General features: G+C 44.3%; 10 protein-coding genes. 1 reads left to right on the plus strand and 9 read right to left on the minus strand.

Translation table 11 applies throughout. The features are described 5' to 3' along the window. Positions 1-17: 17 nt before the first annotated feature. The gene (locus F7D73_RS10935) at positions 18-1,517 is read right to left on the minus strand and encodes a glycoside hydrolase family 43 protein (RefSeq protein ID WP_117727183.1); all 1,500 of its coding nucleotides are present in this window, start codon (positions 1,515-1,517) and stop codon (positions 18-20) included. Between the two features lie 604 nt (positions 1,518-2,121). Between F7D73_RS10935 and F7D73_RS10940 the strand changes: the two genes are divergently transcribed. Beyond that, a complete protein-coding gene (locus F7D73_RS10940) occupies positions 2,122-3,246 on the plus strand; it encodes an ATP-binding protein (protein ID WP_118141050.1) in 1,125 nt (374 codons plus the stop codon). 103 nt (positions 3,247-3,349) lie between these two features. Here the strand turns inward: F7D73_RS10940 and F7D73_RS10945 are convergent, their stop codons facing one another. The 8 genes from F7D73_RS10945 to F7D73_RS10980 all read right to left on the minus strand — a co-directional run bounded on the left by F7D73_RS10945 (position 3,350) and on the right by F7D73_RS10980 (position 17,961). After that, positions 3,350-5,584: a sialate O-acetylesterase gene (locus tag F7D73_RS10945; RefSeq protein ID WP_194256899.1), complete on the minus strand. Its 2,235-nt coding sequence runs from the start codon at positions 5,582-5,584 to the stop codon at positions 3,350-3,352. Next, positions 5,584-6,513 carry a hypothetical protein gene (locus tag F7D73_RS10950; RefSeq protein WP_153124652.1) on the minus strand — a complete coding sequence of 310 codons (930 nt, stop codon included), beginning with the start codon at positions 6,511-6,513 and terminating at the stop codon, positions 5,584-5,586. The genes F7D73_RS10945 and F7D73_RS10950 overlap by 1 nt, the downstream gene beginning before the upstream one ends. A gap of 376 nt (positions 6,514-6,889) precedes the next feature. Continuing rightward, a complete protein-coding gene (locus F7D73_RS16070) occupies positions 6,890-8,149 on the minus strand; it encodes a DUF6057 family protein (RefSeq protein ID WP_194256900.1) in 1,260 nt (419 codons plus the stop codon). A gap of 27 nt (positions 8,150-8,176) precedes the next feature. After that, positions 8,177-9,637, minus strand: a complete 1,461-nt coding sequence (locus F7D73_RS10960) for a TolB family protein (RefSeq protein ID WP_153124654.1) — start codon at positions 9,635-9,637, stop codon at positions 8,177-8,179. Positions 9,638-9,903: 266 nt separating this feature from the next. Next, positions 9,904-12,141: an endo-1,4-beta-xylanase gene (locus tag F7D73_RS10965; protein WP_153124656.1), complete on the minus strand. Its 2,238-nt coding sequence runs from the start codon at positions 12,139-12,141 to the stop codon at positions 9,904-9,906. 44 nt (positions 12,142-12,185) lie between these two features. Further along, complete coding sequence (locus F7D73_RS10970; RefSeq protein ID WP_153092300.1) at positions 12,186-13,232, minus strand: DUF5627 domain-containing protein; 1,047 nt, start codon at positions 13,230-13,232, stop codon at positions 12,186-12,188. Positions 13,233-13,262: 30 nt separating this feature from the next. Further along, positions 13,263-15,071, minus strand: coding sequence for a RagB/SusD family nutrient uptake outer membrane protein (locus F7D73_RS10975; RefSeq protein WP_153124658.1), 1,809 nt, complete (start codon positions 15,069-15,071; stop codon positions 13,263-13,265). A 22-nt stretch (positions 15,072-15,093) separates the two neighbouring features. Continuing rightward, positions 15,094-17,961, minus strand: coding sequence for a SusC/RagA family TonB-linked outer membrane protein (locus F7D73_RS10980; protein ID WP_153124660.1), 2,868 nt, complete (start codon positions 17,959-17,961; stop codon positions 15,094-15,096). Between the last annotated feature and the right edge of the window lie 8 nt (positions 17,962-17,969).

The following is a 17,969-nucleotide window of genomic DNA, read 5'->3' on the forward strand; positions in this document are numbered from 1 at the left end:
TTGTCATCAGGAAGTTATCATTTGAACTTCCATTCGTCGAATGTGATATTGTTTCCTTTCAGGACAAAACAGAGGTCCATTGTGCCTGTCATATTCTTTTGAAGTTGGGATTCTATGAGTTTCATTTGCGGGGTACCGACTTTGATTGAAGCTATGACTTCTCCGTCCGGCCTATCCCGGCGGACTTCTATGATTCCGTTTCCGGATGCCTTAATTTCCAGACTGGAAGGTACTTTGTTGAATTCCACACCTCTGACAGCAATGATGCCAGTCTTGTTGGGAACGGTAACGGCATACATGTCCCCGATGCTTTTTCCATTTGTGAACTTGACACCTTGTGTGGCTGCTGTGGTTTCGGCCTGCTGGATGATGAACGGATTCATAGGCTGTATCTGTTTTACGCCTTTCAGAGTCTGGTTACCCATGTGGATATTCACAGTATTCTCGTCAACTTGTATTTCATCGACACAAACATTACGAAAACCAGCTGTTGTATTGAAACTATGTTGCAGACTCATTGTGTGATAGAATACATACCATTTCCCGCGGAATTTGTGTAGATGTGTATGATTGTTGCTGTAGTCAAATCCATAATCTCCAGGGTTTTTCATATAGTTGTGCTGGTATTTCCAACTTTTGGTTACCAGCGGAGTTTTGCTAGTCATGTAACTCATGCAACAGGTGGTTGGTTTCTCTGTCGGGAGAGGCCAGTCGCTAAAATCTTGCCAATCTATGTTATAAGTATAAACGTATGTGCCGTTGATGTAGTTTAATTCGTTAGCTTCGAAATGATGGGGAGCCCTGATGGGCTTTATCGGGCCATCCACACTAATCATGTCTTTTCCCAAACGCATAATGCGAGCACATCCTCCGCCTACTGTCAGCCAACCTTTTCCTTTGTCATCGATGACTACACCCGGATCGAAAGCGGCTTTGCATTCTCCTGCTATGCCTGGAGTGTTTGTGTCTACCAAACTATGATTCAGCGGGCTTGACCACGGTCCTATGGGGGATGTGGATGTCAGCACTGCGGTTCCACCCCCGCTATTGGAGAAATAGAGGTAGAAGTGAGTCTTGCCGTCCGCTTCCTCACGTTTTGCGATCGACGGTGCCCATGATGTTTGTATCCATGGGGCGATGCTGTCTGTTTTAATAATTCCGTGATAGGTCCAGTTTGTCATGTCATCGGAAGACATCATCACCAGAGATTTGATGTATTCGTAGGAGTTTTTTCCGTAACCGCCTATTGAATCATATTGTTGCTGATCGTTTGTTGCGTACACATAAATTCTGCCATTATATTCTACTGCAGTTGGATCCGCTGTAAACATAAAATCCAGCAGGGGATTTCCATCTCCTGTGGTGAGTTTAGGGGAAACGTCCGGCATGGTTACATAAGGCACGGAATCATTTTGCAGGGACGGTTTTTCCCGGCCCCACGCATTTTGCTGATGAGATATCATACATGCAGCAATGGCCATTGATAAAACAGGGGTCTGGATATTTTTCTTTTTCATACGTATATGATTAAATTGTTTATTCGTTGCAAAATTACAAGAATAATCCGACATAGGCTTTGCGCCATATATCAAATACTTTATCAAACGTATCAAAATGCACTGGGAGGGCAGGTTTGTTACCTGCCCTCCCAGTACTGAATGATTACAAGCGTAGGGCTTGATGCCTACAAGTGACGTAAGTAATAGTGAGAAGAATGCCTTCCGCATATCTTTTGGCGGTCGCCAAAAGATATGCGATTCTAGGACTTGCAATCATTAGGAACAGGAGTTAAAGGCATTAGCTTCTGGAACAACAATCATCAACTCCTAGGGCTACAAGCAACAGATACTAGATTAAGAATTTTCACAACCCATAACATTGGGTATAAACTAAAGTTACATGGCACCCTATTAACAAGGCAAAAATAGCTCAAAAATGTCCCTAATCCAAAAAATCAGTACGAATTTTCGGATTATAATCCAAAAAAACAGTGTTATTTTTTGGATTAGCGAATATTTTCATTACCTTTGCAGAAGATTAGCTGCACTCGGCAATTTGAAAGCGAGCTTTCATTGCGCTCATTTGCATAATCTTTGCAGAAGATTTAAACATAAGAATAAAATGATAAGAAGGAAACTACAAGAAACGATAGAGGCCAGAATGTTTGGTGGTAAAGCTATTATTATAATAGGTGCCAGACAAGTAGGAAAAAGTACGCTTTTCAAAATGATACTTGAAAAACGTACGGAACCTATATTGCAATTAAACTGTGATGAGCCAGAAGTAAAAGAAATGCTATCCCAGGTGAATAGCCAAGAACTAAAATTGCTCATTGGCAAACACAAGATTGTCATGATAGACGAGGCACAAAGAGTAGAAAACATAGGGCTAACCCTAAAATTGATTACTGACAACTTCCCTGAAGTACAATTACTGGTAACAGGCTCTTCCTCATTTGAATTACAAAACAAGCTCAATGAGCCACTGACCGGCAGAAAGTTTGAGTATCATCTCTTTCCATTGTCCACTGGTGAATTACTCGAATCTCAAGGCTTACTTACAGTAAAGCAAACACTAGAGAATCGCCTCATCTATGGCTCATACCCAGATGTCATCAATCATACAAAAGATGCAAAAGACATCTTGTACAATCTGTCCAATAGTTATCTCTATAAGGACTTGCTCACCTTAGAGAGTATACGCCGACCTGCATTGCTTAGCAAGCTACTCACTGCTTTAGCACTGCAAGTTACTAGCGAAGTTTCATACAATGAGCTGGCACAGACAGTAGGTACGGACAGCAAAACCGTGGAAAAATATGTAGACTTGCTAGAAAAATGCTATATCATCTTCAAGCTAAATGGTTTTAGCAGAAACCTGCGCACAGAACTGAAACGAGCCAAGAAGTTTTACTTTTACGACAATGGTATCCGAAATGCCATATTGCAAAACTTTGCGCCTTTGGCCCTTCGACAAGATGTTGGTGCCTTGTGGGAGAACTTCGTTATCAGCGAAAGAATAAAAGCTAACCAGTATGAAGGAAGATATGTAAACAGCTATTTCTGGCGAACCAACCAACAGCAAGAGATAGACTACATCGAGGAAAGCGACGGACAGTTTACTCTCTTCGAAATGAAATGGAATCCAAAGAGAGCAAATACTCAGTTTCCTGCTTCCTTCCTAAACACATACGATGTGAAGGATAAAACAATCATCACTCCCGAGAATTGGCTAGAGCACCTATAAGAAACAAAAAAGTCCTTTCACCTATCTGAAATGCAAGAAGATAGATGAAAGGTGAAAGGACATCTAAACAACAAAACTATTTTTATTTTATCACAAAACCTAACTACTTCATCACAATTTTTCTACCCTTGTGAATAAAGATTCCGCTTGTAGGATGGCTGACACGTACGCCCTGAAGCGTATAGTAAGCATCATCCTGCTGGGAAGGCTGGGCTACTACCGATGGCTGGGTGATGCCAGTAGACTGGTAAGCATCATTGGCAAGATAATAGCTTGGTCCCTGCCAGTTGGTATTCCAGCCCTGAATATGCTTGGCTGAGAAATCGGCATTGGCAATGAGGTTCTCGGATGTTCCTTCCTTCACCAGCACGAGGTCGTCAATATCGAGTGTGCCACCATATTTGCCAAATACAAACTGGAAGGTATCCAGAGGGAAGTTGGCAGTGAAGTTCCAGGTAAGCGTCTTCCAGCCGCCAGCCTCAATAGGATAGGCTGCCAGATACTGCACATCATCGCTTCCACCCCACTGGTTCTTGTTGTCACTTGCATTCCAGATAGGCCAGAAACCGAGTTCTGCGCAATCGGCAGAAGTTCGCACCTTCATGGTAAGTGAATATCTGGCACCCTTCTCTAAAGCCTGAGGCAAAGTATAGATTGCCTGACGATCCCAGAGGTTTTCGCCAGCCGTACTCTCGTAACGGATGAAATAGTTGCGCTTCTCGGCAGGAGTAACACCCAGGATGTCGAGCATCACGTCGGCATAACGCTTACCAAACATACGATAGCCCTCTGCTGTGAAATGGAGTCGGTCGCTCTGCAGAGGACAATCCTTGGAAGAAACGACATGAGCTGTAGGAATCGTAGCTGTGATATTGTCGATAATCGCATTATGTCCCCAGCAGGCAGCGTTCTGGTCTTTCTGTCCCAACTCACCAACGAGCAGAGGCACATTCTTGGCATCAAGTCCTAAATCGGCAAGCATATCCTCATAAATCTTCTTTACCTTAGAAGGCCAGGTCTGATCGCAGTTATTGGTTTCGCCCTGATGCAGGAGAATACCTTTGATGACACCACTCTTCTGTGCAATCTTAGCCAACTCGATAAGACGGCCGTAAGGATTACCACCATACTCCTTGGCATAATTGCGGAGCCAGTCGGCAGTATTGACATCATTGAGATAAGACTGATACTTATCCTTATCAAAGAGATCGATGCTTGCTCCGCCTACAGCTACGGTGATGGTTCCCACCTTCACCTCGTCAGACAGATTATCTACCATCTTTCTTCCGAAATAATCTACTACCGACAGACGGGTGTAAGGACGAGCCTGAGGCGGAGTAGCCGTATGCCATTTGCCTTTTGTCCATCCGGCATTGGCATTATCGAGCGTATACATTGCCATGAAACGAGGGTTCACACCTGTCTTGTCCTGCGCCTCGATGGCAGCATTTCCCTCCATGTTCGACTGTCCGAAACAGAGATAAATCTGAAAATTAGGATCTGGAGTAGAATGCTGGTTCAACCGATGACGCTTGAAGAAGTTCCATAGCTCCTGGGTAGAATTTACACCATTAGGATCATTGGAATGCCAATGTCCCTTACCGTCGATAGAAATAAGGTTCACTTCTACATCATTGTTCACATTATTATATATAGTACGGGTAGCATTGGCAGTTTTTCTGCTGGAAGGATAAGGGCGAACCACCTGCGGATTGTTTGCATCGCAACCCTCGTAGGCAGCCCACTTCTTTACATATTCCTCAATGCTAGGATAACCGCCAGCCATGTGAGAAGGATCGCCCGTATATTTGAACACATCATCACCGGTTCCGTGAATATGCATGATAGGCACCTTGCGGTTAGCTTTAGGCTGCTTACCTATGTCCACACCGCTCACAGGTCCGAAGGCAGCAATCTGATCACCAATCGTTTCCAGGCAATGATAACCCAGCCAGCTACCCATAGAGAAACCGGAAAGATAGATTCGGTTCTTGTCCACATGGTGCTGGTTTATCATTTCTTTGATGACAGTCTCCACAAACTTCACATCAGAAGTACCGTTAGTGTCCCACATCTTGTTATTACCCAACGGATAAGTAACGATAAAACCCTCCTTATCAGCCATCGCATTCCATTGGGTCTGCTTCTGCTGATATTCAGGGTCCTGGTTCATACCATGCAGAGAAATCACCAGAGCTGGTGATTTCTCTACATTTAGAGGAATGTAGGTATAGGTTTTACGAATGCCCGAACCTACAGTTATCGTCTCCCAACTCTGTGCCGGCAATTGGAGGCAAATCGCCAGGAGAATCATAAAGAGAGAAAAAGTTTTCTTCATTATTTAACAATCACTTTCTTACCATTCTTGATGACAATACCCTTATAGTTCTTACCAACCTGCTGACCAGCGAGGTTGAAGCACTTGCCATCCTGGGCAACCTTCAGATTCTCTACCTTAGAAATACCGGTAGTTGTATCAACCAACCAGGCACCGAGGACTGATACCTGAGCAGGTTTATTTTCAGCGTCGGTATACTGGATACCCACGTTCTTGATGACTCCACCATCCTTGGTGGTGAAAGTAATCTCATCGCTGCCATTGAATGAAGGCCACTCAGAACCCTCCTCGTAATCTACACACATATGAACATTTGTGGCTGGCTCAGCCAGTTTCACCTTGACTGTAACATTACTCTTGCCTTCCAAACCTTTGATAGGGAGCTGTTGATACAGTTGATTGAAAGAAACTACACCCTTATAAGCTACGGTGTTATCAGTACCTGCCCAACCGGTGAAGGAGGCATTAATCTTCTTTTCTGTACCATCAGCTGCAACCAAAGTCATCTTCTTTACCTTCAGGTTCGCTTCCACAGCATCGGTATGCTGTACAGATACACCAACGATGTAAGGATGCTCCTGATCGAAAGAAAGTTCAAACTTCTTGGTAGCTCCATCGCCCACAGCACGACCATAAGCAGGAGTAGCATCACCTTCAGCATCAGCAGAAGCCTTCCAAGTATAGTTCACCTGGAAGTTGGCAGGAAGCGGTTCTTCGAACTCGAGGATATACTTAGGATAATCTGCAGAGTTGACCTTGCAGGCGAACTCTGCTGCACCCCACTGCTTGGAGACAGTGAAGTCATAAACGTCAGCATCGTAGGCAAAACCTGCATTCCAACCACCACCCAAAACAAGAGGAGTCTCTGTCTGAGCATTTACACTTACAGCCATGAAAGCTGCTACAATCAAAGTAAATAACTTTTTCATAAGCTTTACAATTTGTTATTAAGTTAATAAATCATGTTATAAGATTGAGATGTTTCTCAAATCTGTTGGCAAAGATAGTATAAAAAGTCGGTTAAAACATTATGTGGTGTAACAAATACTTTGTGAGAAGTACCAAATAGGTTTGATAGCCAACATTATAACGAAAATGATACACCATCAAACCTATTTGAAGAGGAAATCAGGAAAAGTCAAATAAACAAATATTCCAGATTCCCCAAATGTTTTTACCCAAAATATTCCAGATTCCCCAAATGTTTTTGCCCAAAATGTTCCAGATTCCCCAAATGTTTTTACCCAAAACATTCCAGATTCCCCAAATGTTTAGTCAAAACAGAGGAAAAATATACAGATGAGCCTAATACATCACATCCTTCTCTGGGAAGCTATGGGATAGCGGACCATAGAGGGGATGAGCATCCAAAAGCTTGACACTGCGGGTGAGAGGAAGCACATCCTCCGCCCATTGGCGATAGAAGGTGGCATCATGCAAGATGTAGAGATACTTGCGCGCCAACTGATCATGGCCACTCACCAGTTCGGTCTCGGCAAGACGCTTCAGCATTCTGCCACTCTGATTGCCATTGGCAATAAGCTGTTTAAACTCGAAGGCATATCGGCGAGAAGCATTCACCAAGCCCAACTGGAAGAAGAGGTCACTCTTCATGCAGATATTGATGGGATGATCCAGCTTGCCATACGAAGCCATAAACTGGCGCATCCCCTCATCACTCAATGCCCCCGTCTTCCATTGCGCCAACTTCACAGCCGCCTCGCTCGCCGTAGCCATCGGAGCCTTCTTAGCAGCCTTGTCCAAGATGGCATGCCAATCCTGTCGGCGCACCAACATGCTATACTCCATCTGCTCATACACATCAGAAGTATACCACTCATGAGGGAAGAACGCCGTAGGATCGCGCAGATAATCAATGCCACGAAACACACGAGCCTTGGGATAAGGCAGCATTCTGGCACTTTCCAACTGCACAAACAAGCCTACCACCAGCACAGCCACCAAGCCCATCGCCCAGTTCTGCTTATCCTTCTGCCTGCACAAGGCATAAACCACCAAGCCCACTGCCGCCCATATCGCCATCGGTCCCACTAGCCAATAGCCCAAAGTGAGCAATAGCAGCAGATAAATAATGGCAGGTCTCCAAGCCGAGAAGATGTTACTAGGCATCAGCAGCAACATAGCCTCAGTAAGCAGCAAAGCCATAGGCACAGTAGTCATCACATCCTTATCGCCCATGACCGCCCACATCACAATAGGCGGCAGAAACGACAGGAGATAACATCTCATACCGTCCTTACAGCCCATCCTTCTCATCAAGAGCCAGGTGATCCGTTGCAAGCCGCCCATGAGTAGCGCCAGGAGCAAGGCGCCCAGCGGCAGATTGTTATAGCACTGCACCAGCATCTCAGCCAAATAGCGAGCCACGCCACCTGGTTCTGCCAGTCTATCCATCAGATAATCCCCATTCCATAAGAAGAGCTGCATCTGCTCATGATAAGCCAATGCGCAGGGATAGGCATATCGCAAGAAGATGTACAGGGCAGCCATGAAGCCAGCCGCCACCATCCATCGGCTTCTATCATTATTCTTCGTATCTTTCATTTTCCTTATACCTTATTATATATAGCATTACTTAGCCACCCGCCATTCCATACGTTTAGGGTTGTTGATATGCCCAGGCATATCCTCTATCTCCACCTTGCGCAGCGTGAAGTCGGGCGTATTATATGAATACATGCGGCGCAGATTGTCCTCCCTAGGTCGGCGTTGCGGCAGGAGGAAAGGCTTGGTAGAATGGCCCTGCCTGTCCACGCTAGCCAGATAGATGCGAGTATACAGGCCGTCCTCTCGCCTACTGGTAAAGAGATACCATCCGCCACTCTTGCTCCAGTTGTGGAAACTGTCAGAGTCATCACTGTTGGCAGCGTCCAGGGCATGAGCCTTGCCAGTCTTCAAGTCTAGCAGCCATAGGTCAGCCTCCGGATGCCAGATAGAGAAGTAGCCATAATCCAGCGTGGTAAACATCAGATATCTGCCATCGTATGACGGACGAGGCCAAGTGATGCTCTTGCCCAAAGCCACCGCACTGATGAGCGTATCCACCTTTTCGCCCAGCTTGCCCGTCTTGGCATCGAAGCCCACACGGCAGAGGCTATATCGGCTCTCACGGAAATGCAGCTTCGGATCTCTGAAAGGCGCGGTGATATAATAGAGCCACTTACCGTCTGGCGAAAACACAGGGCAGTTCTCCAGATTCTCCTTGGTGGCAAAGCGAGCATCCACCATCGCCTCATGCGTCTCGGGATTGTAGATGAAGATGTCAGAGCTCATATCGAAATACTCGATGCGCTTCTTAGCCTGAGAATGAAAATACTGCTGCGTATCATTGGTGCTGAAGGCGATAAACTTGCCCGATGGATGCCAACAAGGGAACACCATCGGACCGCCCACCTCCAGATTCTTCGACTTCATCCAGTCGTCCTTGCCCTGATGGCGAATCAAGGTAGCACCCTTCTCGCCACGGATATGCAGCGTAAACTCATCGGGATTGGTGGCATTGGCGGTATGACAATTCACACAACTGCCCGGCACCTCGGTGGTGCGATAGATGGCAAACTCATCAAAGTTGGAGAGGCAACGCTGGAAGAGTCCCTGCATACCATAGAGCTCATAGCCAGGAGCTACCATGCGATAAGTGACGCCCCACTCCTTCATCCTCTGCTTATCCACGAAGATGTCAAAAGGCTTGAATTGTCTCCACTGTCCGTCCTTCTTGGCGACAACAGTAAGGGTCAGTTTTCCGCCCCGATTATCACGTAGCAGTTGATGCCATTGTTCGATGTCAAACTCCGCATCCTCTCCCGATGTCTCCATCGCTCCCTTTCTGGATCCCTTTATCTGTACCGACATAGCCGTATATCCCTCATCTTCCATGCAGAAGTTGAGCGGAGCGATATTGGCAGGCACGGTAACGCCCACGTAGTCGGGATAGATGGCAGGCAACTGGCTCACCATCGTTATGTCATGTGGCTTTTGTGAGCAGCCCACCAGCAGCAGGCAGCCCATCAGCAAATAATATATCTTTTTCATGTATACAAAGATACATCTTTCCCCTGAAACACCCTTTGCGTCATGTAACAAATACTTTATCTGGATTGAAATTATGCAGCCAAATTAAAGATTTTGGCACGAAAACGCACTTTTTCTCGAAAAAAGAGTGAGAAAAAGTGCGTTTTCGTGCCATTTTAAGTAAAAAGGTTGACCGTGTCATCACAACACAGCCAACCTTAACGACTAACATCTTTTTTCGGTTAATCTTTGTATGATAAACCTAAAACTAATGTCTTTTAGAGTATTTACTTGGCTTCCTTCCAATATTCTGGAGCACCAAGACCTACAGCGAAACCTGCATAGGTATGCTTGCGAAGATAGTTGAGATCCCAGAGGCCTACTGGCAAACCAGGACGCCAACCTGAATCCTTAGGAGCATCTGTAGCACACCACTGAGTAATGCCATACTGCTTATCTATAGGGATAATCTCGAAGTACTTCTGGAGAACGAAGGTGTAGAGGTCACGCATTTCCTTGTGTTGTTCCTCTGTCATATCGACTGTCTTCACTTCTTTGCCAGCGGCATCGACATAACCCATATCAAGTTCAGAAATCTTACAAAGCTTGCCACTTTTAGCCATCAACTCCAACATCTTGACGATATGATCTTTCTTACTTTTCTGAGTGTTAGGATCAGCATAGCAAGAGATATGCATCTGAGTACCGATACCATCAATCTTGGTCACGCCATCAGCTTCCCAATCATGAATCCACTGGATCAAGCTCTTCAACTTACCATTGTCGTCCCAATCGCTCTCCAGGTTATAATCATTGATGAAGAGTTTCAATTTCTCAGGGTCACCATTATGGGCGGCAAAACTCTTGCGAGCTGCAGCTACAGCAGTGCGAACATAATCAATGTCACCCAGGTAATCCTGCCAGTAGAAATTGTTCTTTGCATCGGCAGCTGAAACGTTGCCTCGTTTAGCAGACTGCAAGTCGAACTTGCCATCACCATCTTTATCGGCACCAGAAAGGGCCTCGTTCACAACATCCCATGATGTAACATAACCATCAGTAGCCTCCATCATACCATCAATCCACTTGCCCATTGCATCAGTAAGAAGAGATTTCTTCTCTTCATCCGTAAGAGGAATGGAATTAGCAGACTTCATGTAGTAAACTTCAAAATCATCAATATGAAGGGTACCCGCATATTTACCGATATTCAACAGCAGGCGCAAGGCATTGTCACCATTACATGTGGTAGCTACATCAACTTCCTTCCAATCAGTTGTAACCTTGATGGTAGGGAAGTCACCACAGCCTTTGTATCCGTCAGGATTCTGGAATCCAGCACCAAATTCGCCAGCTACAGAACCCTTGATTTTCATCTTCAAGTGATAGGTTTTACCATTCTCGAAAGCGAAACCTGGTTCATAGTTAACTTGTGCATTCCAAGGGTTTTCCTTGGCTGCGTTGTTACCAACCTCACAAACACCATTTACAATCTTTGGCGCATTATCCATACCCCATCCACCAAGGTTCTGACCATCATCAAAGGTAAGATGCCCAACACTTACAGGGATATCGACAGCTGCGGCTGCAGAAGCCACCTTGATGGTACAGCCAGTCGGATTCCAACCACTAGCCGACTCTTTCGCAAAGTCTCCATTTTCAATAAGATTCTCATCAGAACCAGCTTTCGTCAACGTAAAGTCATCGCAAGAAATGGTTCCTCCTACCTTACCGAATACAAACTGAAGCTTATCAATAGGGAAATTGGCTGTAAACTCCCAAGTCAAAGTAGAATAATCCTCAGAGATGTCATAAGTAGCCATATACTGAACATCATTACTACCACCCCATTGGTTTTTATTATCACTTGCTTCCCAAATAGGCCAAGCAGCAAAAGTTCCGACATCCGATGCCTTTACCTTAACGGACATCACGTAACGTTGTCCCTTAACCAATGCCTTAGGCAACTTATAACTAATCTGTTTATCCCATGGATTGGCGCCAGCATCGCCACAAGCAATCTCCAAGTACTTGTTTCCACCAGTTGGATCAGGTGGCAGTTCCTTATCCTTGATAAGATTATTGAGATACTTATTAGCGGCCTGTGAGTGCCAAGCCAGCGTATGACCATAAATCGTCATATCTGCATCTTGCGCATTCTTGACGAACTCCTTGACTGTCGAAAAATCCATACTGCCATCATCTTTCACACAAGAAGCCATTTTCATGGCATTACCAGCAGTCATTTCATTGAAATTGCTACCAGCCAGGCAATATACAAGTTCCTGCTTGTTGAAGTCGGCTGCGCCGAGCGCAATGCCCAACTTAAAGTCGGGATTGCACTTGCCGGCAGCTTTCATATCTTCCACATATTTCTTCAAAGGCTCGTAGTTATTCAGATACTGATAATCCTTTAAATTCTTGGTCATATCAGTTCTGTACTCCGAGAACTTGTCATCAGCACAAGAAGACAAAGCCAAGAGAGTCATCAAGCCTAAACCTAAATTAATATTTTTCAATTTCATAATAATCAAATTATTAGAATGACACTTATCTATCAAGAATAGTACTACTTGATATACTTAGGACTGAAAGTAACAACACCATTGGTGTTACCACGAGTCTCGGCAACGAACTGATCGGATGTTTCCAAAACAATACCAGAACCGAAATCAACCCTGTAATTGAGAGTCAGGATGTCACGATCCTTGTTACCCCAAGCCAACTTTGCTCCCTTTTCTACAAACTTTCCAGAACCAGAAGCAGTCATGCCCTCTGTATCAGAAGTAACGGTACAATTACCACTATCATCGAACGTAAGTTTCAAGTTGCAAGTGACCTTTGAGCCGTCAGCTTTATTTACAGAGACTACGAAATTACATTCCTTCAAGCCCTTAGTTGTAATTCGACTCACTTCATCCTTTTCAATAGTTGCACCTTCACGCTTTACCTCATTAGTTTGTCCATTCTCTGTAATCTTGTCAGTTCCTCTACGGAAATAATAGCCATCCCATGGATTCATAAACTTAACGCAATAAAGGATATAATCCTTAGGAACTATAGACCAAGATGCAGCATCAGTACGAACAGGAGTTGTACCTGCAACGACAGGAGAACCTGAAAGAATAGAATCGGCTCCCACCAAATCCTTGATGCGAACTGGGATTACATATGTATTCTTTGCGCAATCTGGATCAGCAAAAAAAGCATCCTCCAACTTAACCTGAAGACGTCCCTGCAATTTCCCATTATACGCAACCGTCTTGGTAGGAATTGTATAATAATTGCTAGGCATTGGCTTTACAGGAGTAACTCCATCCTCAAAATACAGATTGTCACACAATGAATTATCAACATCTACATTCAATGTGATGTTTTTTCCATTATATGCTCCACCCATTGTAGATACGATATACAATACATGATTGTTATCATCCGTATTATCGCGATTCTCATCATTGCCTAAAACTACAGAACGTTCGATATACTGATAAGGATAATATACAGTAGTACCGCCCTCATAATCAGGAAATTCTTGGTCGCCATTCTCACAAGAGTTAAAGCCTAAAGCCAAGATTCCCAATGCAGCCATGGACAAATATTTGCTTATCTTCATTGTTTTCATCATTTTAAATATTAGTCGTTATTATTTTACTTCCCAGCCCTTATTCTGCTGCAAGTTGCTCCACTTCAACATTTCGCTCTGTGGTATAGGACCGTAATACATGTAATCTTTATAGCTGCGATCCTCAACCTTCATGTCTTTGTATGATGGGACACCAGCCTCTGAAGTGATTTCTATACCACGCACAGCCTCATTTAGAGGAGCTTTCCAACGGCGAAGGTCACTAAAGCGCTTATTTTCAAAACAAAGTTCCAAACGACGCTCGTTGCGAATCAACTCACGCATTTTCTCTTTGCTACCAGCGCACTCATCCAAGTATGGATCCTCGCCAAACTCGCCAACTCCGGCACGCTGACGGATTGCCTTGATTACATCGTAAGCTGAGTAGTTGTGAGATCCCTTACCCTGTGGTCCCCAAGCCTCGTTGGCAGCCTCAGCGTAATCGAGGAATATCTCAGTATAGCGAATATACACAGGATAATGATACTGAGCATTCTTTGAATTAGGGTCAGGATTGCAATCCTCACGCAACAGCTTTTTCATGTAATAGCCTGTACGAGTAGAATTGGAAATCTTATTCAAACCATCATTGTTATTAGACGTCGTAATGTCTGTATGAATGGTCTTTCCCTTATAAGTACTACCATCATGAATGATATAAAGGTCAAGACGAGGATCTCGATTGCTGTAAGGATCCAACTTATCATACTCAGAACGAGCATCGGTGATAGGATAACCATTTGCAGCAGGGAATGCATCGACCAGATTCTGAGTTGGGTTGATTCTACCCTTACCATAAAGAGATGGAGGGAAATTATCAGACTCTTGGTTCAGACCAAGATCCCAGTCATCAGAACCATTGGTACGACTGCCACGCCAAAGAATTTCAGCAGGACAAGCACCAGAACCAAGCGCATCGATTTCTTTGGTTTGCATAAACCAATTATTACCTGTTTCAGACAAACCATTCACACCATTGATACGATCAAGAACGGTAGCAGCGTCGTCAGCAGCCTTAGCATAATCGACGTTTGTACCTTCAGAGAAAGCAGGACTAGCTGCAAGCAAAGATACCTGTGAGCGAATAGCCTCAGCAATACGACCACTGATACGACCACGCATAATAGTACCAAATACACGGTTGTAGTCTCCTGCGGTCAGTACTCCGATTTCCTTATACTTGGCAGGAACAGCGTTATCATCAGTCAAGTCATTGTAATCAAGAGGGAGAAGCTTGGCAGCCTCGTCCAAATCGCTATAGATTTGATCCAAGCACTCTTGGAATGTATTACGTGGCTTGTTGAAATCATCAGTAGAAGACTCTGGTTCTGTCAAATTAGGAACACCAAGCAGTTTGCCATCGGCTGTCCATCCACCATGATTCATCAAAAGATAATACAAGTTGAGAGCTCTCAAAGCATAAGCTTCACCTTTACGGCTATCACAATACATCTTACGAGCATTCTCGTCCTTTGCCCAGTTTACCTTATCTACCTCCTGAAGGAAGATATTGAGATACTGGATACTAGCACGACCATTTGTCCATCTAGACATTGGATCGTTATTAGCAGTCCAAGAACCTGTAGCCATCTTGAGATAGCCATTTGTCAAGTCATTGCTTACAGCGTCATCTGTAGCAACATCAGTAACACTCTTGGTATTGTAAGGAAGCATCGCATAACCATATCCCAATAGTCCCTGAGCGTATGTTGGTTCATTGTAAATCTCATTCAAGCCACGGTTGTTTTCCTCTGCAGGCTCGAAGAGATCTGAGCAAGAAGCCAAAGTAAGCGACATTGCTGCTAATATAAATATATTTTTTACTTTCATTTCTTTCTACATTTTAAAATGATTAGAATGTTGCCTTCACACCTATATTATAATAGCGTGTCTGAGGCGCAGACCCAACGTTCATCTCTAAGACTTCGCGCTCTCCTGAAATGGTAAGCAAGTTAGCTCCGCTTACGTATGCCGACAACCCCTTAAGCCATGTCTTCTGGAACAAAGTACTAGGCAAGTCGTAAGTTATCTGGACCTTAGCCAAGCGGAAAGCATCCGTCTTGTACATCCAGAAGTCGGATGTCTGGAAGTTGTTGTTACCAGCAAGAGTTGTCAAGCGAGGATAGGTTGCAGTCTCTTTGGTTTCCTCTGTCCATCGGTTACGAACTACAGCAGAATATTTGCTATCGCCCTTTACCCACCAATAAGAATTATTCTTGACTCCCCAAGCACCGAAGTTTCCGGTACCAAGAGCAAAGAAGGTAAAGTTCTTCCACTTAGCTGTAAGATTGACACCAAGCGTGAATGGTGCTCCATACCAACCACCCTTACCCAAGAAGACTTGGTCATATTGGTCAATTTTATTATCACCATTTACATCCACATACTTGATGTCACCAGGTTTAACTGTTCCGCCAAAATAGCTTTGGTCTGGAGAAGTTTTGATTTCCTCCTCGCTTTGGAAGAGACCTGCGCTCTTGTAGCCCCAAATGCCATCAAGTGCCTTTCCTTGTCTGTTCTGATACTGCTCTACGTTGTTCTCATCTCGTTTGGTAGCCTTGGTTGTATAGTAAGTACCAGTCACACCAAGTGAAAGATCCACATCACCTACCTTCTTATTGAAGTTGGCTGCGAAATCAAATCCAACTCTACGATTATTGTTGTAATTAAGTACTGGCATAAACGAAGCCGCTGGATAACCAGTATTCAAATGAGATGGATAGAATGTTGGCGAAGTGATGAGATAACCCTCCATCGAATTGATGAAGAAACTTGCATCCAACGTCACCAATCTCTGCCACAAGGATGTCTTGAAATTCAGAGACAACTCTTTGCGCTTGATAAAATCAAGGCCTTTGTTCTCACCTCTTTTTGAATAGGTGTATTTATCGCTAGATCCATCATACCATCCATAGCCGTAATCAGAAGTCCAAATACTCTGATAGAGATAGTAGCGATTGTCACCATTTGCTATATCAATATCCTCATTGATAATACTACCAGATACACTGATCATCATGTCATCTACCACCTGGGAATTCTTCAAGAAAGACTCATTCTTGAGTCTCCAACCCAAAGAAAGTGATGGTGAGAGAGCCTCACGATGACCTGGAGCCAACTGGGCAGAGTGGATGGCAGCTAAGCCAAAATCTGCGTAATACTTCTGGGCATAATTGTAAGAAGCATCGAATGCAAGATTGGCACTAGAGTTCTTGTGATACTGTCCAGACTTCGACTGCTGGAAGCCAGAAGCTATCAACATTGCCGACAGATTGTGAACCTTATTGAAAGTATTGTTGTAGTTGAACTGACCAGAGAAAAACATGGTCTGGTTATCTGTACTTCCGCCGATGTTCTGGTTGCCAGACTTTTTATCCTCACCTTCCTTCTTCAATGCGACAATCATATCCTTGCCATCGACGTTAGCCCATGTTGGGATATAAACAGCATAGCTATTATCGAAAGAAGTATTATAAGATGTGGCATAGTCGACTGCGAAATGAGTCTCGAAAGACAAGCCCTTCAACACCTTGTGCAAGTTGATATTGACACCCGTATCAAACTGGAATTGACGACTAGTAAATTTACTCTTTCCTGCAGAATAGATATCAGCAAAAACATTGGAGGAGTTTGCCTGAGTACCAGCAAGGAAGTATTTGCCATCTACCAACTTCGCAACGCTCATCAAGTCCCAAGCAGCCTTAGCGTTAGGAGCTATCATATCAGTGGAGATAAGAGGAGCTGCATTCTGCGGGAAATTAGGACGCCAAGTAGCAGCAGCATTCCAGTAATTACCCTTTGCTGAATGAGAATCATAGAAGGTTGCACTAGAGTTGACCCAAGCCTTAATATCATCAGTAATGTTTACATCCACATTACCACGAACGCTGAAACGCTGGATATTATTGTTCTTTGCCTCACCAAACTTGAAGTAATCGCCCTGGCGATAATAGTTGATATTGCTATAGAAGTGAGCTCGTTTACCACCACCGCTGATTTCTGCAGTAGCCTCATAACGGCTGTTCATCTTTCTGAGATAATCAGAAGAATAGAAATCGAGATTAGGATAACGGTAAGGGTTCAAACCTGCTCCATGATTATAGATGTCCTCAGCAGTATAAAGCTCAGACAGGTCATCATTACGACGAGCCTCGTTATAGAGAGTCATATACTCTGCACTGCTAAGATACTCAGGATAAGATTTAGCAACGTTCAAGCCCGCATTAGCCTGAACCTCTACCTTCAAGCCGTCATTATGTCCACGCTTGGTGGTGATGACTATAGCACCCTTGGCAGCCTTGCTACCATAGAGCACCACTGCCTGCGCACCCTTGAGAAAAGATATCTGTGCAATCTCACTTGGTTGAACGTTGTTTGCTTCACGAGGCACACCATCTACCAAGACGAGATAACCAGCGTTGTCGCCATCCATACCCCAGAGAGAATTGCCATTCCAACCACCTACATAACCTTGCATATTGTCGAGGCTATAAGTATGGTAGTTCTTCTTCATCAAGTTCTCTACATCGACTACAGACACACCGCCCAAGAGGTCATCCTTGGCTACCTTTCGGTAAGCCACCTGAACCATCTCCTTGTCGGCACTGGCTGTGTCGGATTCGCTTGTCTGTGCAGTCTTGGCATTGGCACCAAGAGGAGCCAAAGCCACAAGACTTGCTACAAAAAGCTTATAATTATATGATTTGAATATTGAATTCATACTATCAT

The sequence above is a fragment of the Segatella copri genome (assembly GCF_009494395.1).
Classification (GTDB): domain Bacteria; phylum Bacteroidota; class Bacteroidia; order Bacteroidales; family Bacteroidaceae; genus Prevotella.